This is a genomic window from Chitinophaga qingshengii (assembly GCF_014529935.1).
In the GTDB taxonomy this organism is placed as follows: Bacteria; Bacteroidota; Bacteroidia; order Chitinophagales; family Chitinophagaceae; genus Chitinophaga; species Chitinophaga qingshengii.
In genome coordinates this window covers 607619-626612 of record NZ_JACVFC010000002.1, presented here as the reverse complement: position 1 = coordinate 626612, position 18994 = coordinate 607619, and the positions used below count along the sequence as shown (strand labels likewise).

Genomic DNA, 18994 nt, shown 5'->3' with positions numbered 1-18994 from the left:
TATAGCGGGAACGTTAATTGCGGTAACTACCTCCAAAAGTGCATACTATGGAAAACATTACCAATGTGGAGGAGCTGGCAGACAGGCCCTGGTTTCAGGTGGCGCCGGGTGTATGGGGCATCCGTGATCTTTTTGTGAACATGTACCTGGTGCAGAATGCCCGCACCCGCTCCTGGGTACTGGTAGATGCGGGCCTTCGCACATCGGCCCCGAAGATCAAAGCCGCGGCCCGGCAATTATTTGCCCCCCACTTTGTGCCATCGGCGATTGTACTTACCCATGGTCACTTCGACCATGTTGGGGCCTTGCCTTCGCTACTGCGGGACTGGGAAGTCCCGGTATATGCACATTACCTGGAAGCGCCCTACCTGACGGGCCGTTCGGCCTACCCGCCGCCCGACCCCTGTGCAGGCGGTGGCCTTATGACGATGATGTCGTGGACTTTCCCGAAAGATCCTATCAATCTCAATGGGCACCTGTTGCTGCTGCCGGAAGATAAAACCATTCCCGGACTGGATGGCTGGCGATATATCGAAACGCCGGGCCATACACCCGGCCACATCAGCCTTTTCCGGGAAGAAGATAAACTGCTGCTCGCCGGCGACGCCTTCGTCACCACCCGGTCGGAAGCGTTGAGCAGCACCATTACTCAATCCAAACATGTTTCCGGTCCGCCGAAATACTTTACCCCCGATTGGATATCGGCGGAAACCAGCGTGAAAAAACTGGCGGATCTGCAACCGGAGATAGCGGCTACCGGTCATGGCCGCCCGCTTTATGGTGAACGGATGCAACGCCGCCTGCAATGGCTGGCGGAGAACTTCAAAACCGTTGCCCGGCCCCGCTGCGGAAGATATGTGAAAGAAGCCGCCGTAGCTGGTGTAAATGGTGTGGAATATGTACCCGCTGCCCGTATCCCGCGATGGCTCATACTGGCCGGCGTGGTAACCCTCGTGGCTGCCGGCGCCTTGTTGTATAACCGGCGAAAATCCTACCGCTGATGGGTGCGCAAATGATGCCTAAACCCGGCAACACTACGCCCATGCTGGCTAGCCTCGCGGCGGCTGCTACGGACGAACCGGGATGGCTATACGAAATCAAATGGGACGGTTATCGCGCATTGGCCTTTCTCAACAAAGGCCAGGTGGAACTAAGGTCACGCAACAACAAATCTTTCAACGAAAAGTATTATCCTGTCGTAACTGCGCTGGAACAATGGAAAGTCAACGCCGTGGTAGATGGAGAAATTGTAGTGATTGACGAAAACGGCTATACGCTTTTCAGTCAGTTACAGGAATGGCGCAGCGAAGCCGATGGGCAACTGGTATTTTATCTCTTCGATATCCTGTGGCTCAATGGTAAAGACATGACCAGCCTGCCGCTGATGCAGCGTAAAAAAACATTGCGGCAACTCATGCCGGTGAACAACACTATCCTGCGTTTCAGCGAAGGATTTGTAACGGAGGGCACCGACTTCTTCGACCAGGCAAAGAAACTGCATCTCGAAGGCATCATGGCTAAAAAGACCGACAGCCAATACTATCCGGGTACCCGCACCCGGGAATGGCTCAAAATCAAAACGAGCAACCGGCAGGAGGTGGTCATCGGTGGTTATACGCTCAACGAGGGTACCAACAAACCTTTCAGCTCCTTACTGGTAGGGATATACGAAAAGGGAAAACTGCAATACACAGGTAAAATCGGTACGGGATTTTCCCTCACACAACAGCAGGAAATGATGAAAAAATTCAAACCGCTGGAAATGAAAAAATCGCCTTTCGTAGTGATACCTGATGTGAATAAGCCCAGCCGTTTCCGCCCCAATCCGCCACAGGCGAAGGCCGTATGGCTAAAACCAAAGCTGATCTGCGAAGTGAGTTTCCGGGAAATGACGAGCGACGGGGTAATGCGGCATCCTTCTTTTGAAGGGATGCGGGAAGATAAATCACCGGCACAGGTAGTAGCGGAAAAACCGGTTAAAGAAAATAAAATGGCCAAAGAAAAACCAGCGAAAGCAGCTTCCCTGAAAAAGGCGCTGAAACCCGCTGCTGCAAAAGTCCGCCAAACCCTGCTGAACCCCACGGAGGAAACGCAGGTACGCACTATCAATGGTCACGCGCTGAAGTTTACCAATCTCAGTAAAATCTATTGGCCGGGGGAAAAAATCACTAAAAGAGACCTGATCAACTACTACTATCAAATAGCCCCTTTCCTGGTGCCTTATATCAAAGACCGGCCACAGTCGCTCAACCGCTTTCCCAACGGCATTAAAGGCGAGAGCTTTTATCAGAAAGATGTTTCCGGCAAAGCGCCGGACTGGGTACCTACGTTTCCTTATCACAGCAGCGACGAGCCCAGGGGAAAAGAATACCTGGTAGGAGAAAACGAAGCTACTTTGTTGTATATGGCCTCGCTGGGATGTATAGAAATCAACCCCTGGAGCAGCCGGTTAAAAAAGCCGGAAAACCCCGACTGGTGTATCATTGACCTGGACCCCGATAAAACCACGTTTGACCAGGTGATTGAAGCGGCGCAGGTGACGCATGCGATACTGGACGCTGCCGGTATTCCGGGATATTGTAAAACCTCTGGTTCTACGGGACTGCATATCTATATTCCGTTGGGCGCCAAATACACCTATGAACAGTCGAAGGAGTTTGGCCGCATCATTGCGCGGCTGGTGCATCGGCGGTTACCGGATACTACCAGTATAGAACGGGCCACCAACAGGCGGCAACGGAAAATGTACATCGATTTTCTGCAAAACAGGCCACAGGCCACTGTGGCGGCACCTTATTCCCTGCGGCCCAAACCCGGCGCCACCGTGTCTATGCCGCTGCACTGGGAAGAAGTGAAAAAAGGACTCACCATGAAGGATTTTACGATCCATAATGCGGTACAGCGGGTACGGGAACAGGGCGATATCTTCAAACCCGTGCTGGGAAAAGGGATCAATATGAAAACGGCCCTCGCTCAGCTGGAAAAACTGGTCGGCGAATAACAGAAAGATAGTATCTTCCTATACTGTCTTAAAAGAACTTGCATGAAGCCTGTTACCGTTTGCTTTGGAGAAATGCTCTGGGATATTTTCCCCAATGGTGTCCGTAAACCCGGCGGCGCCCCTTTCAATGTAGCCTACCATCTTTCCCGGCTGGGAATGGACAGCCATATTATCAGTCGTACCGGTACAGACGAAGCCGGCGATGAGCTGCGGAACATCCTGCACGCGTGGCAGATACCACAAGCGCTGATCCAGCATGATCCGCAGCAGCCTACCGGCGCGGTACTGGCTACCGCAGATGCCAATCACGAAATGCATTACGATATCCTGCAACCGGTGGCCTGGGATTTTATTGCCTGGCAACCGGAACAGGAAACACTGGTCCGCAACGCCGGCGCTTTTGTGTTCGGCAGCCTCGCTATCCGTAACAGCGTATCGCGTGATACACTGTGGAAACTGTTGGGTGCCGCTCGTTTCAAGGTATTTGATATCAATATCCGTCCGCCGCACAGCGATATGGATACCATCCGGGAGCTGCTGAACCGGGTGGACCTGGTGAAGATGAATGAAGAAGAGCTGCAGCTGGTACTCGCCGCCTCGGGGGAAACGTACACCACGCCGCTCGAAGGCGCCCGGGCTGTGATGCTGCGCTATGGCGTACCGCAGCTGATCATTACGCGCGGCAGCAAAGGTGCGGTATATGTAAACCGGCACGAACACTACGAACGTCCCGCTAAACAGGTGGTGGTGAAAGATACCGTTGGCAGCGGCGACTCCTTCCTGGCGGGCTTCCTGTCACAGCTACTGAAAGGACGGTCTGTTTCGGCCGCCCTGGACCTGGCGGTGGAAGTCAGCGGGTTTGTGACTACCCGCGAAGGCGCCTGCCCGGAATATGATGCTGCCCAATTTGGTGTTGTTTGATTTTCGTAACTTCGCACTATGCCAAAACCACAATCACTCCTGGAATTCTACCAGGAAAAAATGAGTTGTGTGCCGGATCATCTTAAGCAGGATATCGGCGAATTCAACGTGTTCCGGATGGAGGACTGTCAGCCTGGTAGTCCGAGTATGAGCTATAACCGCCGGGATTTTTATAAAATAAGCCTCCTGCGGGGCAAGTTCCTGTATCATTTCCCGGATAGAAGCGTGGAGGCGGAAGACGGCACCATGCTGTTTTTTAACCCGCAGGTACCTTATGCCTGGGAGATGCTGTCCGAAGAGCCGCCCTCCGGTTACTTCTGTATTTTTAAGGAGTCTTTTTTAACGGAAATGGGGCGTAATAACCCGAAAGAATTTCCCATGTTCACCCCCAGGGGCAAAGTGTCTTACCAGCTGGATGCCGCCCTGCAGCAGCAGATGGAGCAGTTGTACCTTAAAATGCTGGACGAAATACAGAGTGATTACCGGGGTAAATATGACCTGATCCGTGCCTACCTGATGGAAATGTTACACCTGGTGATGAAAACGGAGCCTTCGGAAAAGCTTTACCAGCAACGCAATGCCAGCGAAAGGATTACGGCGGTGTTTATGGAATTGCTGGAACGGCAGTTCCCTATTGAAGCGCCCGGACAGCTGTTCCGGCTGCGTACCGCCAGCGATTTTGCTACGGAGTTGTCGGTGCATGTCAACCACCTGAACCGGGCTATTAAGGAAACAACCGGCAAAACAACCACCCACCACATCGCGGAAAGGGTGGTGGCCGAAGCTAAAGCGCTGCTCCGCCATTCCAGCTGGAATGTGGCAGAGATCAGCTATAGCCTTGGATTTGAGGAACCTTCCCACTTTAATAACTTCTTCAGAAAACATACCCAAACCACACCGACCAGTTTTCGGAGTGTTTGATTTTTGCAATCATTCGTTTGTTTTGCGTAACAACCGGTACACCTGCCACCCCTAATTTTGTTGTCATAAAAATTGAAAATCTTATGAGCAACAAAAAAGTATGGTTTGTGACAGGCGCTTCCAAAGGATTGGGCCGTGATCTGGTGAGGAAACTGCTGGCTGCCGGTTATCCCGTGGCTGCTACTTCCCGCAACCTCGACGAACTCCGCAAAATCGACACTTCCGATAATTTCCTGCCACTGACGATGCAGGTGAACGATGAAACCAGCGTGGCAAAAGCACTGGCAGATACCGTAGCACATTTTGGCCGGGTAGACGTAGTGGTAAACAACGCCGGTTACGGTATAGTAGGCAGCCTGGAAGAACTGACTGATCAGGAAGCACGCGCTAATTTCGACATCAATGTTTTCGGTACGTTGAACGTAGTCCGCAAAGCGATGCCTTATTTCCGGGCGCAGCACTCCGGACATATCTTCAACGTGTCCTCCATCGCGGGTTTCACGGGTAACTTCCCTGGTTTCGGTATCTATTGCGCCACCAAATTCGCGGTAGACGGGCTTTCTGAGTCTTTGGCCGCGGAAGCAAAACCGTTCGGCATACATGTTACCATCGTATCGCCCGGTTATTTCCGGACCGATTTTCTGACCACCACCTCCCTGGCGGTGCCTGCCAATCCTATCGCAGATTATACAGCGGTTAGAGAAGCGCAGGATGTACACCTGAATCAGATCAATCATAACCAGGCCGGTGATCCGGAGAAAGCCGCTGATGCCTTTATCCGCGTAAGCGAAGTGGAAAACCCGCCGGTACATCTATTCCTGGGTGAAGATGCTTACCAGCTGGTACACGCTAAAATTGATGCAATCAAAGGAGAACTGGAAACGTGGAAAGAAACAACCGTGAATACGGGATTTTAAGTGGATATCCGCCCCGGAAGCCTGGCTCCCGGGGCTGATATATTATTGTATTTCAAAAGTGGCGCTGAGGGTGAGTTTGCCGGCTTTCCCTTTGGTAACCAGGTCTTGTATCTGTTTTTCTGTTAGTTTTTTTCCTTTCACTTCAAAAGGAATTTTGAAACCGCATACTTTGAAGTTGGCGCAGCCATAGGCGCTGTTACCTTTTATTAGCGGGTGTTCCTTGCATTTTGGGCAAGTCAGTGCCGCCATATCCACCGGTTTCTTTTCCCGGGGCTTGCGCTCTTTTTTGGGTTTGTCGGCTTTGTCCGCTTTGTCGGCTTTGTCCGGTGCCGGTGTATCCGGCACAATGCTAATGGTTTTGTAGCTGGCCGTTTTCACTTCCTTCGTCAGGTCAACCACCATGGTGATTAATTCATCCTTGAAAGTGTCCATGGCATATTCTCCTTTTTCAATCAGGCGCAGCTTACGTTCCCATTGACCGGTCAGTTCCGGGCTTTTAAGCAGCTCCGTCTGAATGGTATCAATGAGATCGATACCCGTTTGGGTAGCGAATATATTTTTTTTCTTTTTGTCGATGTATTTGCGGCGGAACAATGTTTCGATGATATTGGCGCGGGTAGAAGGGCGGCCGATACCGTTGTCTTTCAGCAGTTCGCGCATTTCCTCGTTATCCACCTGTTTACCGGCGGTTTCCATCGCACGCAGCAGACTGGCTTCTGTAAAGGCTTTGGGCGGAGAGGTTTTGCCCTGGTGGATACGCGGCGTATGCGGACCGCTTTCGCCTACCACAAAATCCGGGATGAATTTTTCTTCTTCTTCGCCTTCTTTTTTGATGCTGACATCATTGGCGTACACTTCTTTCCAGCCTGGTTCAATGATTTGTTTACCGGTGACTTTAAACGGCACCTGGCCTACTTTCCCCAGCACGGTGGTGTTGGATATTTTACATTCCGGATAGAACGCGGCGATAAAGCGGCGTGCTATCAGGTCGTACACCCGTTTTTCTTCCTGTCCTAATCCGCCAGGATGCACACCTGTAGGGATGATAGCATGGTGATCCGTCACCTTTTTATCGTCGAACACGGTTTTCAGTTTCGGGATCGGATTGGCCAATACCGGCGCAGTGAGTGCGGCGTAGGGCGTCATGTCCTGCAGGATACCGGCTACTTTAGGATGCAGGTCTTCCGAAAGATAGGTGGTATCTACGCGGGGGTAGGTGACCAGTTTTTTCTCATAGAGGTTCTGCACATATTTGAGTGTATCGTCTGCCGAGTAAGCATATTTTTTATTGGCGGCCACCTGCAGGGAGGTGAGGTCAAACAGGCGGGGATTGCCTTCCTTGCCGTCTTTTTTCTCGAAGGAAGTCACTTCAAACGGGTGTTCCTGTAAATAGGCGAGGCCTTTTTGCGCTTTTTCCACGCTGCCGAGCCGGTCGATGGCTGCGGTGAATTCCGTATCGCGGTAAACCGTTTTCAGTTCCCAGTAATCTTCCGAAACGAAGGCGTTGATTTCTTTCTGCCTGGCAACGATCATAGCGAGGGTAGGGGTCTGTACCCGTCCGATAGACAGTACCGTTTTACCTACCGCAAATTTTTTGGTGAACAGGCGGGTAGCATTCATCCCCAACAGCCAGTCACCAATAGCGCGGGCGCTACCAGCGGCGTACAGGTTATTATATTGGTCCGCATCGCGGAGTTGCCGGAAACCGTTGCGTATAGCCTCTTCCGTGAGAGATGAAATCCATAGGCGTTTCACCGGCGCGGTGCATTTGGCTTTGAGCAGCACCCATCTTTGAATTAATTCACCTTCCTGGCCGGCATCCCCGCAGTTGATCACTTCATCGCATTGCTGCACCAGTTGCTCGATTACTTTGAATTGTTTTTGGACACCGTTGTTTTCAATCAGCTTGATACCAAAACTGGGCGGTATCATCGGCAAATCTTCGAGCCGCCAGAATTTCCATTGTTCATAATAATCATGTGGTTCCTTCAGGGTGCAAAAATGGCCGAAAGTCCAGGTAACCTGGTAACCATTGCCTTCGTAGTAGCCATCCTTGCGTTGTTTCGCACCGATTATTTCTGCGATATCCCTGGCCACACTTGGTTTTTCTGCAATGCAAACTTTCATAATAAAGTCGAAATAGGGTAACAAATATCGGACAATTTACCGTTTTTGTCAGATTTTAACCGCTTTCGCGTTGTTTAATGGCGGGTTATAGTGAGAAGATTAACAATAATTACAACGGGTAAATGTTTTTATTAACAATCTTAAAACAACCGTAACCCCTGAAATACCGTAAATTGACAATAGCTAAATCCTTAAACCCTGGATTATATGATAGCTTTCAACCAGGCATTGATTGTTCTTGCCCGAGACAAGGAGATCACCATTGCCAACACCCGTCTGAAAGATACCGTGGGAGACTTCAAAACCCGTGAAATACTCCATCAGCTGTTGAGTCATACGCAGGAAACAGCTTCCTATATCAACATAGATAAATATGTGGTACTGGAAGACATGACAGATCATGGATTATGGGAGGAGTATATTATTTTCCCCAGGCTGGGCCACGATGCCGGCGAATCTATGTCCCTCGCTTTTAACCTCGTATTTGCTACCGGTTACCAGGAAGTAGTCATGATTGGGATGGATTGCCCCTATCTGTCGCCCGAACTGCTTGAAGAAGCCTTCGCAGCCCTTAAACACAACCAGGTAGTCATTGGTCCTGCCCAACACGGCGGCTTTTATCTGCTGGGAATGCAATGCTTTTACCCCGAACTCTTCGATTTTGTAGATGCCGCTTCCTCCGATTGGCTCCGGCGGTTGCTGACAGCCATTCATCAAATGCAGTTGCGGTTTGCTTTCCTGCCTACGCTGAATGTAGTGCAGGAGCTGGCAGACGTGCCGGAAGATTGGCTGTAACCGCTGATAGGCATGATGAATGCTGATGTCGCTGATTTGGGGAGATGGGAGCGGAGATGATATTTTTTCCCGATTTTGGGAGATGACCACGGATTTTTCTTTAGCTGTTGGGAAGATAGTAGCGGAGATTTTTGAGGGCAGCATGAGCTTATTTTTGCCGGAAGTTATATTTTTGGGAGATGACTAACCTCCGGCCAACATATTCTTCCGCTTTTGGGCTGCTAACGGCAGCCGCTGCACCCGATGACCAGTTTGTGTGGACAGGAGATATTTCCCTGGAACATCCCTTATTTAGCGGTCAAATACCTGTATGCCTGATCACCAAAGATGAACAGTTATCGCCGGCGATGATTGGTTTTGCGGAACAAATTGTGGCCCATGCGGGCGCATATATTGAAAAATCGCTGCGGTTTATTCAACAAACGCTGGTCAATGACCCTGAAGCGTACGGGATTACTACGGAAGAACAGACCTGGCTACCCGTAGCTATCAGCGAGTTTCCACTGGAATTTCCCCAAATCACTTTTTTTGAATCAGAAGAATGGATGATGTTGTTTGCCGCAGGCCGGTTCCGGATATGTGATCCCTTCGGCATAGCCGTGAGTTATCGTGGCACCGTTCCCGTTAGTGTGGATAACCTGGAAGACAGTGAAAGCATCTAAATAAAAAAAGGCCTGCAAAAGCAGGCCCTCTCCTATAACCCTATAAATGTAAACAATATGGTATACAATATTAATTATTTTTTATTATAAATAGTGTAATTGTTTACTTTTTTATTGACATTAATTTGTTAATTCAAACTGATTTACATTTCGTCATTATCCGCTTTCATCTTCCCAAATCAGGAAAACATAATCTCCGCTCTCATCTCCCCAAATCAGCGAGATCAGCATTCATGATGCCCATCAGCGGTTAAGCCCCAATCCTTATACTGCGCCCTTATCTTATTCAGCGTTGGTCCTTCAAACGGAATAGATCCTCCTGCAAAGAATTCGGTCCAGGTAAGATCGCTGTTGAAATGAGCGAGCGTATAACCATTTTCAAACATCAGCCGGAGTTGGTGTTTTTCCGGCATCACCCGGAAACGGCCCAGTGTATTCAATAATAGTCTTCTAAGGGCGCCTTTTTCCATATATCCGGCAGCGGTGGTATGGCACAACGGAAAAAGGGAATGTACCATCACATAATCTGCCAGGAAGGGTTGGACGTTAAAATGAGCAGCGGCTAATAACGACATTTCATAGTATAGCGCTGCAGGCTTCATTTTATTTCCATGTTTTTTCACCTTTTTTCATTTTATCCAGGATATCCTGATAGGTCTTTTTATCGCCGGAAGGAGCGAGTTGAACTGCTTTTTCTTCATTAGCGATGGCGTCGTCCTTTTTACCTGCTTTATAGAGCACATTAGCGTAGGTATCTATATAAGCTGGATTATCACCGGCTTTCAGCGCATGCTGGCACCAATTGGCGGCGTTGCTGAGGTGGGTGGGATCAGAGAGATTTTCAAAGACGGTCCACGCGTAGGTGTTCAGTTCATTGGGGGTAATAAATGCGGCGCATTTACCGACGTATTGGTCGGCGGTGGCAGCAAAGTTGTTCCAGTCTTTCTGATTCAGGAAATGAATGGTTTTGGCGCGCAGGAATATCTCTTCGCCGGGAGCGCCGTATTGTTTGGTTTTTGTTTCTATTTTGCTCCAGTCGGGTGTAGCGGCAGCGTCTTGTGTATACGGTTTTATTTCCTCGCCGTAGATGATGGACATCAGTTTTATATCGGCCTGGCGTTGTCCGAGCGCTTTGTTGATTTGTTCCCGGTTGGCCATCAGCAGGGAGAAACCTTTGTCGTGGCTGCTGGTGGTGAATTTATTGATAAAGGCCAGTTGACTGTTGGTGAATGGTGCTTTCAGTTGTCCGATATAATCGTTGGAGATTTTAATCGCGTTGGGCTTATCGTTTACCCGTAGCGCCATTTGTGCCAGTTGTTGCAGGAAAGGCGCGTCTTTTTTGCCTTTGTTGTAGGCATCGAGCAGCGTAGCGTACTGGTTATCCGGATTAGTGGTGTCGATATCTTTCACGATGAAGGCTGCTGCCACATCGCTGGTAGGTGGTACGAAGGCGCCATGTATTTGTCTTAACTGTGTGACCGGTATTTTAATCACTTCACGGTCGTAGGAGATCAGGCCGTTTTCTTCCGTTTCCACGTCAAAAGGTTCTGTATAGATAGAGCCGCTCAGCCCTTCTTCTTCATATATTTTCAGGTGTTTGTTCATGAAAGCATATTTGCGGGCGAAGTTGGCGGCAGGGATAGAGATATAACCCCATCCATCGGCTTCGTTCCATTGGTGGTTAGGTGTTTTCACCTGTACGCCGCCCCATTCGCCGAGTACGCGTGCTTTGCCGGGGAGGGCAGGGGAAATGCCGGGACCCGGATAATCATGAATGTCTGTCAGGTCGCTGCTTTTCCATTTTTCGTTCGGGTCTTTAGGGGATTCCCGGTCGTAGTTTTCACCGGTATGACCGTTGATGATACGGGAGGGGTCCATGTGTTTCATGGCTTCGGTGAGGCGTTGCTGATCGTAGCGCGCCCAGCCTTCGTTGAACAGTACCCAGCATACGATAGAAGGGTAGTTGTAACATTGTTCCACGGTGGCGATGTTTTCCTGTTCAAAGTTTTTGCGGGCGTCAGCGCTGTTATTCGGGCAGGTAACCATGTCCTGCCATACGAGAATACCTTCATGGTCGCAATGATAGTACCAGCGGGCGGGTTCTACTTTCACATGTTTACGGATGGTATTGAAGCCCATGGATTTGATGGCGAGGATATCGAATTTCAGGGCTGCGTCAGTAGGGGCGGTATACAGACCGTCGGGCCAGAAGCCCTGGTCCAGTACGCCGAGGTTATAGGTGTATTTACCGTTGAGGAAAATACGTTCCTGGCCGTTTTCGTCTTTTTTGATTTCTATTTTACGCATACCGAAGTAGGAGCCTACGGTATCCACTACTTTATTGTTGTACAGGAGTTTAACGGTGAGGTTGTAAAGGAAAGGATCATTGGGTGACCAGAGGTGGGCACTGGGAACGGGCAGTTGCAGGTTGGTATTGGGTTTACCTTTGACGGTACCAATAACGGAACCGTTGCTGACAGCTACCGCTTCTACCGTGTAGCCGTTGATGTTACCTGCCGTGTTCACGCGGAGGTCCAGCTGTTGCTGGTCTACCTGTGGTGTCATTTTCAGTCCGTCGATATACACTGCCGGAACGGTTTCCAGCCAAACGGTCTGCCAGATGCCGCTGCTGCCGGTGTAGAGGATATTGCGTGGTTGCAGCACCTGTTTACCGTGCGGGTTATCGCCCTGGTCAGTAGGATCGAGCACAGCTACCACCAGTTCGTTGTCCTTATCTTTCAGCTGATCGGTGATATCGAACTGGAAGCCGGTATAGCCGCCGGTATGGGTACCGATTTTTTTACCATTGAGGTAAACTGTCGCGTTGAAGTCGACTGCGCCAAAATGCAGCAGTACTTTATCTTTTCCTTTAGTGGTTGGTTTATTGAAAGTTTTTTTATACCAGAGGCGTTGATCCGGCAGCAGTGTTTTTTGTACGCCGGAGAGGGCTGATTCGAGGGGAAAGGGAACGAGTATTTCCCCGTTATACGACGAGGGTGGTGTTTGTTCACCAGCGGCGGTGATGGTATACTGCCACATGCCGTTGAGGTTTTCCCAGTTGGGTCTTACCATTTGTGGCCGGGGGTATTCGGGCAGGGTATTGGCGGGTGAAACTTCTTTGGCCCACCTGGTTTGCAGGGGAGAAAATTTCATTTTCCAGGATGCGGCGGTTTGGCCGGATGCGAGGATACTGAGGGTAGTGCATCCTATAACGAGGAATGCAACGCTGATTTGTCGTAACATGTTTCAGGTCGGTTAATAATAACTGGATAATCGATGTCTATAATATACGTTATGCGGGTGCTTACAGGCTGCAGCCGGCTATTTTGGTTAGTGACGGGGGATAGGACGGGGCCTATTCAAAATGGAGGATACCTTGTTGATCATAGTGGGATCTGATGCCGTCTGCGCGTTCCAGGTTATGCTGGAAATCCTCCAGGGGCCGGTTCCAGTCTATGACCCCAAAAAAGCGTCTGCTGGCCACTCTGGCATTATCCAGGGCGATAGTAACCCCGAACCACCGGTGTATGATGGGCGCCAGTTCCTGCAGGGAGGCGTCTTCAAAGGTATATAGCCCGGTGCGCCAGCCCAGTACGAGATCCGGATCGAAGGATTCTTTGGAGACGCCGTTTTTGGTGGTGGTGATTTCATATCCCGGCTTTAGCACTATATCGTGCCTGTTGGAAGCTACTTTCACGGAACCTTCCACCAGTGCTACCTTCACGACGCCCGAATCATAGGTGTTGATATTGAAGGCGGTGCCCAGTACATTGACGGTGCTGCCGGGCAGGTGCACGATAAACGGCTGCCCTGCTTTAGCGGCCACCTGGAAAAAGGCTTCCCCGCTGACGGTTACTTCCCGGGTTTTACCGGTGAAGCTGAACGGGAAACTGATGGTGGTGGCGGCATTCAGTTGTACTTTGGTGCCATCCGCCAGTAAAAGGTGATAGTCTTTGCCGGCCGGAACGGTGAGGGTATTGATACCGCTGCCGTTCTGATGACTGACATCGAAGCTAAGCGTATGCTGTTTGTTGTTTAATACGGCGTTGTCCACCCGGATACCGGTGGAATCATTACTCAGGTCAATCACTTTACCTTCGGCGGTCACCAAACGGATGGTATGAGCGGTGCTGTCATTGGCGGCCAATGGCTGCGGTGCTTTGGTGCTGAAAAGGTACCAGCTGCCCAGCATGGCGAGCAGGCAAGCAGCTGCAATACTGCTGACTTTCAGGAGATAGCTACGCCTCCTCCGTTGTTGGAGGCCACCGAGGACCTCTTCAGCGGGGTGCTGATCGAAGCTGTCACTAGCATCAGTCAGTAGCCGGGAGCTATCGCGCTGGATATCCTCCCAGATATTGCGTGCCTGCAGATCTTCCCTGATAGCGTTACGGAGCCAGGATTTTTCTTCCTCGCTGATAGTACCCGATAACTCATCAAAGGACAGATCTCTTACTTTTTCATAATCCATTGTAAGCGGATGTTATCCTATTAACGGCGTGCGCGACAAAAAGTACTATACGTCGCGGGAAGATTTTAATTTTTTTCTCAAAATTCTAAGGGTAGTGCTCATTTGATTCTTCACCGTTTGCAGAGAGAGATTTTTTTCCGCTACGATTTCCCGTTGTGTTTTTTCTTCTATGTATGACATTTCAAAGACGGTCCGCTGGGCTAAGGGCAGTGCATTAATCGCGTTTACCAGCTGTAGGGACAGTTCCTTACGTTCCATAGGATTGATACAGACGGTCAGTTCCTTTAAACTCATATATTGATGTACGTTGCGCTCTTTTACCACCGTACGCCGCATACGGTCCATACACTTGTTCCGGATACAGGTAGCCAGGTAACTCTTCAGATGCAGATTGTCCACCAGCTTGTCACGCCGGTTCCAGATCACGATCAGTACGTCATGCACCACATCCGCCGCCTCTTCCGCATCCTTCAGGATGTAATTGGCCTCCATGTGCAAACGCTTGTAATAACGATTGTAAAGCTGGGTAAATGCCCACTCGCTGCCGATCTTCAGATCAGCTACCAATTGTGCATCAGTGTAAGACTCCATCTTCCCCTATTAAATATTGTGTTTTTGCATAAACGTTACCGGTTCCTGTATATTCCCTTGTATCTGTTAATGGCTATCCGGGAATCATATAAAATGAAGGGGTCATCAGACAGTAATGATTCTGTGATATTAACTATAGGTTAATATAATGTTACCAAATTAAGATATTCCGGGAACGGACAAACAGCCGCAGCCATCACAGATTTGTTAAGCAATTGTAAAGCACGATTTTATTACCGGTGACTTGTTACCAAATCCTGATTTTATGAAAAGACATAGTACTTTTTTCCTGCCCTATACGTTCTGATATAGGTAACTGAATTTTTGGAGAACGACAAACCTGTCACTGAAAACCCTGCCCGGTATTACCCCCATCAGCTATTCACTATTCCAAATTTCCCTCCACTATATTTTATATGATCAAGCTATCCTTCTTCCTCTTTTTCTGGCTATACCAGTTGACCATCTCCCCGCATCACTGGTCTGACCAGGCCGAAAAAATAAAAATCAATGTAAACGTCCGCAATGCTCCGCTCCGGGAGGTTTTAAAACTCATCAGCCAACAAACCGGACTCCGTTTCTTCGGCACTAATACTACTCCCTACGATACCAAAGTTTCCCTTCAGCAAAATGGTATGGAACTGTACCGGCTACTCGATGAACTACTCATCCCCCTTCAGTTCTCCTGGGAAATATCCGGTAAAGTGATCATCATCAGTAAAAAAAATGCCCCGGCAGGCAACAGTCCGGCTGCTACAGATATACTTTCTCTCCACGCACCCTCCTCTCCCTGATACACCCCAGCGATACTATCAATAGCCATCGGCGCAATTGTTGCGCTGAAATCATCGTATTGTGCCTGTAAAACGGCCAACCGTACTGTTAAATATATCGTATATTGCTAATGTACATGGGCTTAGAGCATCATATCATCATTATCGGCGGCGGTCTCGCCGGCCTCACCAGTGCTATCCACCTCTGCAGGGCCGGACTGCGGGTAACACTGATTGAAAAAAATACCTATCCCCGCCATAAAGTGTGCGGAGAATATATTTCCAATGAAGTATTGCCCTACCTGCAATGGCTGGATGCAGATCCGGCAGTACTGGCGCCTGCGCCTATTTCCCGGCTGCTGCTGTCGGCGGCCAACGGAAAAACCATCACCGCGCCGCTGCCCCTGGGCGGCTTCGGGGTGAGCCGCTATACGCTGGACCATTTCCTGTTAAACAAAGCGCTCGCTGCCGGCATGCAACTCATCACCGATACTGTCACCGGCGTACAATACCACGGTGATTACAGTGAGGTATATACGAAAACACAGGGCATGATCACCGGCACCGTTGTGCTTGGCGCTTTCGGCAAACGTTCCAACCTGGACCAGCGGCTTTCGCGCGCTTTTCTCCGCAAACCCGCTCCCTGGCTGGCCGTTAAAGCACATTATGCAGGAACATTCCCCGATGGACTGGTGGCTTTACATAACTTTCCCGGCGGTTACTGCGGTATTTCCAAAACAGAAACCGGTGCGCTCAATATCTGCTACCTGGTACAAACGGACAGCTTCCGGCCATACGGCGATATCGATCAGCACCGGGAAGCAGTGCTGTTCCGCAATCGTCATCTGAAGGAAATTTTTACACAAAGCCGGCCTTTATTTGATCAGCCTCTGGCTATCAGCCAGGTTTCTTTTGAACAGAAAACCAAAGTAGAACAACATATATTATTAACAGGCGATACTGCCGGGCTCATTCATCCGCTTTGCGGCAACGGTATGGCAATGGCTATCCACAGCGCCCGAATGGCCGCCACGGCTATACTACGCTATTGCAACGACGCGGCGTATGACCGCCGCCGGATGGAAACGGATTACCGCAGGGAATGGGAACAGGCTTTCAGCCGCCGGATGAAAATGGGACGTTTACTCAACCACCTTTTCCTGAAGGACCGGCTCTCTACCTGGGCAGTGCAACAGATGGCTTCCCTGCCGGCTGTGCTGCCGTTTATTATCCGGCAAACCCATGGCAGACCATTAAATATAAGCTATTCATGATGCCGGATACCAGACAACGTATATTGGCGCCGGAGATCATGGACGATTTTGCTATGGAAGGCGAACAGCTGCAACGCGCGCTGGAGAAGATTGCACAAATCAACCGGCGGCTGGGTGGCAACCGTATCACGATAAAAGGCGTAGACATGCTGATGCGTGCTATGCCGGCGGGTAAAGAAGTGCATATCGTGGACATCGGCTGTGGTAATGGTGATATGTTGCGCGCGCTGGCCGACTACGGCCGTAAAAAGCAATGGCAGCTACGGCTCACCGGCATCGATGCCAACGCGTTCACTATCCGGCTGGCAGACGACCTTTCTGTGGCCTACCCGGAAATCAGCTACCGGTGCCTCGATGTCACACAAGGCCCTTTATCGGCTATGACAGGAGATATCCTGTTGCTGACACTGACGCTGCATCATTTTACGGATGCTGAAATACGGACACTGATGGAAGGATTCCGTCGCTGCGCGGCAGTAGGCATCGTGGTCAACGACCTGCATCGCAGCGGTATGGCGTACCGGTTATTTCAGTTGCTCTGTTATGCGCTGCGACTGGAAGAGATGACCCGTTATGATGGCCTTACTTCCATTATGCGCGGCTTCAAACGGTCGGAGCTGATACAGCTTTCCCAACAATTAAATATCAGGCGACAAAGTCTCCGTTGGCGATGGGCTTTCCGTTACCAATGGGTTATATCTAACTTATGAGCGTAAAAATTCAATCAGTAGCCAAGGCATTGCCGCCATATACCAGGCCTACGGGCGAAATCATGCCCTACCTGGACCTGTGGCTGGCCGGACAAGACGAACGGTTTATCAGAAAAGTAAAAAAGATCTTCGAAAATGCGGCGGTAGACCAGCGGTATTCTATTATGAATGCAGAAGAGGTTTTTCGCACCACTTCCTTTGAAGACAAAAATAACCTGTACATCCGTGAGGGTACGGAGCTGGGAAAACGTTGCCTGCAAGGCGCGCTGGAGAAAGCCGGTCTCCAGGGTGGTGATATCGATTTTATCATCACCGTGAGCTGTACCGGTTTTATGATCCCCTCCATGGATGCCTACCTGATCAATGCATTACAACTGCGACAGGATATTGTGCGGCTGCCCGTAACAGAAATGGGCTGCGCGGCAGGCGTTTCCGGGATGATCTACGCCTACCAGTTCCTGAAAGCCAATCCGGGTAAACGGGCAGCGGTGATAGCGGTAGAATCGCCCACAGCCACTTTCCAGCACCAGGATTTTTCCATGGCCAATATTGTCAGCGCCGCCATCTTCGGTGATGGCGCCGCCTGTGTGATACTCTCCTCCCATGAAGAAGATCCTGGTCCGGTGATCCTGGGCACGGAGATGTACCATTTTTATGAAGCCACGCATCTGATGGGTTTCCACCTGTCCAACAACGGTTTGCAAATGGTGCTGGACATTGCCGTACCGGAGCAGATAGCTTCCCACTTCGGGGATATTATTTATCCCTTCCTGGAGCGCCACGGCACCTCCATCGAAGAAGTGAACCAGCTGATCTTTCATCCGGGAGGAAGAAAAATTATTCAAACAGTAGAGGAGCTGTTCAGCGGTTCCGGTAAAAATATAGATGATACCAAAGAAGTATTGCGGTTATACGGCAACATGTCGAGCGCTACAGTGTTATATGTATTGGAGCGCATCCTCGACAGGGGCGTTCCCGCGGGCGACAAGGGACTGATGTTGAGTTTTGGCCCGGGGTTTTCCGCACAAAGAATATTATTGCAATGGTAAAAGAGTTTGCATCCAAACAATACTGGGCATTGGTGCTGGGCGGCAGCAGCGGGCTGGGACTGGCGGCTGCCTATAAGCTGGCATCGCATGGTATGCACCTTTGTATCGTGCATCGTAACGCAGGTGTGGAGATGGAGGCGGTTAACGCGGCTTTTGAAGCCATCCGTGCCACCGGGGTGGAAGTGGTTACGTTTAACATCAACGCGGCACAGGCAGAACGGCGTACGCTGGTACTGCAGGAGTTACAGAAAAAGATGGGGGCGGAAGGGCGTGTCCGTTGTTTGTTGCACAGCGTGGCCAAAGGCACGCTGAAAGCGATGACAGACGATCCCGGGTTGCAGCACGATGATCTGATGATTACGCTGGAACATATGGCGGTGAACTTGTACGACTGGACCCGTGCCGTATGGGAGCAGGGACTTTTTGCCGCTGATGCGCGGGTATTATCGTTCACCAGTGAAGGCAGTAGCCGGGCCTGGAAACATTATGCCGCCGTATCTGCCGCCAAAGCAGCGCTGGAAGCTATCAGCCGTAGTATTGCACTGGAATTTGCGCCATATGGCATCCGGTCCAACTGTCTGCAGGCAGGCGTAACGGACACCCGTTCCCTGCGTATGATTCCCGGACATGAAGCGCTGTTGGCACATAGCATTGCCCGCAGTCCTTTTCAGCGGCTCACCACAGCCGACGATGTAGCCAATATGGTATACCTGCTTTGTAAAGACGAAGCGGCCTGGGTAAATGGGGCCATTATCCCGGTAGACGGAGGCGCGCACATACAGTAA

Annotated in this window: 17 protein-coding genes; 12 read left to right on the top strand and 5 right to left on the bottom strand. The window is 50.3% G+C overall.

The window, feature by feature from the left end:
• The first annotated feature begins 47 nt into the window (after positions 1-47).
• From ICL07_RS17755 to ICL07_RS17735, 5 genes are all read left to right on the top strand, one after another.
• Positions 48-1001 carry an MBL fold metallo-hydrolase gene (locus tag ICL07_RS17755; protein WP_188089367.1) on the top strand — a complete coding sequence of 318 codons (954 nt, stop codon included), beginning with the start codon at positions 48-50 and terminating at the stop codon, positions 999-1001.
• Positions 1001-3001, top strand: a complete 2001-nt coding sequence (ligD, locus tag ICL07_RS17750; RefSeq protein WP_246485085.1) for a DNA ligase D — start codon at positions 1001-1003, stop codon at positions 2999-3001. Before ICL07_RS17755 ends, ligD begins: the two co-directional genes overlap by 1 nt.
• 42 nt (positions 3002-3043) lie before the next feature.
• Positions 3044-3922, top strand: coding sequence for a carbohydrate kinase family protein (locus ICL07_RS17745; protein WP_188089366.1), 879 nt, complete (start codon positions 3044-3046; stop codon positions 3920-3922).
• Between the two features lie 18 nt (positions 3923-3940).
• A complete protein-coding gene (locus tag ICL07_RS17740) occupies positions 3941-4843 on the top strand; it encodes a helix-turn-helix domain-containing protein (protein WP_188089365.1) in 903 nt (300 codons plus the stop codon).
• A gap of 83 nt (positions 4844-4926) precedes the next feature.
• Positions 4927-5760 carry an oxidoreductase gene (locus ICL07_RS17735; protein WP_188089364.1) on the top strand — a complete coding sequence of 278 codons (834 nt, stop codon included), beginning with the start codon at positions 4927-4929 and terminating at the stop codon, positions 5758-5760.
• Between the two features lie 42 nt (positions 5761-5802).
• Here the strand turns inward: ICL07_RS17735 and ICL07_RS17730 are convergent, their stop codons facing one another.
• Positions 5803-7887 (bottom strand): type IA DNA topoisomerase, encoded by a 2085-nt coding sequence (locus tag ICL07_RS17730; RefSeq protein WP_188089363.1) that lies wholly within the window; start codon positions 7885-7887, stop codon positions 5803-5805.
• Positions 7888-8094: 207 nt separating this feature from the next.
• Here ICL07_RS17730 and ICL07_RS17725 point away from each other — a divergent pair, with 207 nt between their 5' ends.
• Positions 8095-8682, top strand: a complete 588-nt coding sequence (locus ICL07_RS17725; protein ID WP_188089362.1) for a TIGR04282 family arsenosugar biosynthesis glycosyltransferase — start codon at positions 8095-8097, stop codon at positions 8680-8682.
• 179 nt (positions 8683-8861) lie between these two features.
• Positions 8862-9344: a hypothetical protein gene (locus ICL07_RS17720; protein WP_188089361.1), complete on the top strand. Its 483-nt coding sequence runs from the start codon at positions 8862-8864 to the stop codon at positions 9342-9344.
• A 224-nt stretch (positions 9345-9568) separates the two neighbouring features.
• On the opposite strand, the gene ICL07_RS17715 is transcribed toward ICL07_RS17720, so the two are convergent.
• From ICL07_RS17715 to ICL07_RS17700, 4 genes are all read right to left on the bottom strand, one after another.
• Entirely contained in the window at positions 9569-9946 is a 378-nt protein-coding gene (locus tag ICL07_RS17715; protein WP_188089360.1) for a hypothetical protein, read from the bottom strand.
• A gap of 1 nt (position 9947) precedes the next feature.
• Positions 9948-12587: a glycoside hydrolase family 2 protein gene (locus ICL07_RS17710; RefSeq protein ID WP_188089359.1), complete on the bottom strand. Its 2640-nt coding sequence runs from the start codon at positions 12585-12587 to the stop codon at positions 9948-9950.
• A 112-nt stretch (positions 12588-12699) separates the two neighbouring features.
• Positions 12700-13812 carry a FecR family protein gene (locus ICL07_RS17705; protein WP_188089358.1) on the bottom strand — a complete coding sequence of 371 codons (1113 nt, stop codon included), beginning with the start codon at positions 13810-13812 and terminating at the stop codon, positions 12700-12702.
• Between the two features lie 45 nt (positions 13813-13857).
• Positions 13858-14403, bottom strand: a complete 546-nt coding sequence (locus ICL07_RS17700) for an RNA polymerase sigma-70 factor (protein WP_188089357.1) — start codon at positions 14401-14403, stop codon at positions 13858-13860.
• A 416-nt stretch (positions 14404-14819) separates the two neighbouring features.
• Between ICL07_RS17700 and ICL07_RS17695 the strand changes: the two genes are divergently transcribed.
• The 5 genes from ICL07_RS17695 (at position 14820) to ICL07_RS17675 (ending at position 18994) form a co-directional block, all read left to right on the top strand.
• On the top strand, positions 14820-15197 hold the full coding sequence (locus tag ICL07_RS17695; RefSeq protein WP_188089356.1) for a hypothetical protein: 378 nt from the start codon (positions 14820-14822) through the stop codon (positions 15195-15197).
• 116 nt (positions 15198-15313) lie between these two features.
• On the top strand, positions 15314-16450 hold the full coding sequence (locus ICL07_RS17690) for an NAD(P)/FAD-dependent oxidoreductase (RefSeq protein WP_188089355.1): 1137 nt from the start codon (positions 15314-15316) through the stop codon (positions 16448-16450).
• A complete protein-coding gene (locus ICL07_RS17685; RefSeq protein WP_188089354.1) occupies positions 16447-17160 on the top strand; it encodes a methyltransferase domain-containing protein in 714 nt (237 codons plus the stop codon). Before ICL07_RS17690 ends, ICL07_RS17685 begins: the two co-directional genes overlap by 4 nt.
• On the top strand, positions 17157-18209 hold the full coding sequence (locus ICL07_RS17680; protein ID WP_188089353.1) for a type III polyketide synthase: 1053 nt from the start codon (positions 17157-17159) through the stop codon (positions 18207-18209). Before ICL07_RS17685 ends, ICL07_RS17680 begins: the two co-directional genes overlap by 4 nt.
• Positions 18203-18994: an SDR family oxidoreductase gene (locus ICL07_RS17675; protein ID WP_188089352.1), complete on the top strand. Its 792-nt coding sequence runs from the start codon at positions 18203-18205 to the stop codon at positions 18992-18994. Before ICL07_RS17680 ends, ICL07_RS17675 begins: the two co-directional genes overlap by 7 nt.

Bases quoted from the DNA above. Each gene is read 5' to 3' on its own strand.
- ICL07_RS17755 (WP_188089367.1), top strand. From the start codon at position 48: ATGGAAAACATTACCAATGTGGAGGAGCTGGCAGACAGGCCCTGGTTT.
- ligD (WP_246485085.1), top strand. From the start codon at position 1,001: ATGGGTGCGCAAATGATGCCTAAACCCGGCAACACTACGCCCATGCTG.
- ICL07_RS17745 (WP_188089366.1), top strand. From the start codon at position 3,044: ATGAAGCCTGTTACCGTTTGCTTTGGAGAAATGCTCTGGGATATTTTC.
- ICL07_RS17740 (WP_188089365.1), top strand. From the start codon at position 3,941: ATGCCAAAACCACAATCACTCCTGGAATTCTACCAGGAAAAAATGAGT.
- ICL07_RS17735 (WP_188089364.1), top strand. From the start codon at position 4,927: ATGAGCAACAAAAAAGTATGGTTTGTGACAGGCGCTTCCAAAGGATTG.
- ICL07_RS17730 (WP_188089363.1), bottom strand. From the start codon at position 7,887: ATGAAAGTTTGCATTGCAGAAAAACCAAGTGTGGCCAGGGATATCGCA.
- ICL07_RS17725 (WP_188089362.1), top strand. From the start codon at position 8,095: ATGATAGCTTTCAACCAGGCATTGATTGTTCTTGCCCGAGACAAGGAG.
- ICL07_RS17720 (WP_188089361.1), top strand. From the start codon at position 8,862: ATGACTAACCTCCGGCCAACATATTCTTCCGCTTTTGGGCTGCTAACG.
- ICL07_RS17715 (WP_188089360.1), bottom strand. From the start codon at position 9,946: ATGAAGCCTGCAGCGCTATACTATGAAATGTCGTTATTAGCCGCTGCT.
- ICL07_RS17710 (WP_188089359.1), bottom strand. From the start codon at position 12,587: ATGTTACGACAAATCAGCGTTGCATTCCTCGTTATAGGATGCACTACC.
- ICL07_RS17705 (WP_188089358.1), bottom strand. From the start codon at position 13,812: ATGGATTATGAAAAAGTAAGAGATCTGTCCTTTGATGAGTTATCGGGT.
- ICL07_RS17700 (WP_188089357.1), bottom strand. From the start codon at position 14,403: ATGGAGTCTTACACTGATGCACAATTGGTAGCTGATCTGAAGATCGGC.
- ICL07_RS17695 (WP_188089356.1), top strand. From the start codon at position 14,820: ATGATCAAGCTATCCTTCTTCCTCTTTTTCTGGCTATACCAGTTGACC.
- ICL07_RS17690 (WP_188089355.1), top strand. From the start codon at position 15,314: ATGGGCTTAGAGCATCATATCATCATTATCGGCGGCGGTCTCGCCGGC.
- ICL07_RS17685 (WP_188089354.1), top strand. From the start codon at position 16,447: ATGATGCCGGATACCAGACAACGTATATTGGCGCCGGAGATCATGGAC.
- ICL07_RS17680 (WP_188089353.1), top strand. From the start codon at position 17,157: ATGAGCGTAAAAATTCAATCAGTAGCCAAGGCATTGCCGCCATATACC.
- ICL07_RS17675 (WP_188089352.1), top strand. From the start codon at position 18,203: ATGGTAAAAGAGTTTGCATCCAAACAATACTGGGCATTGGTGCTGGGC.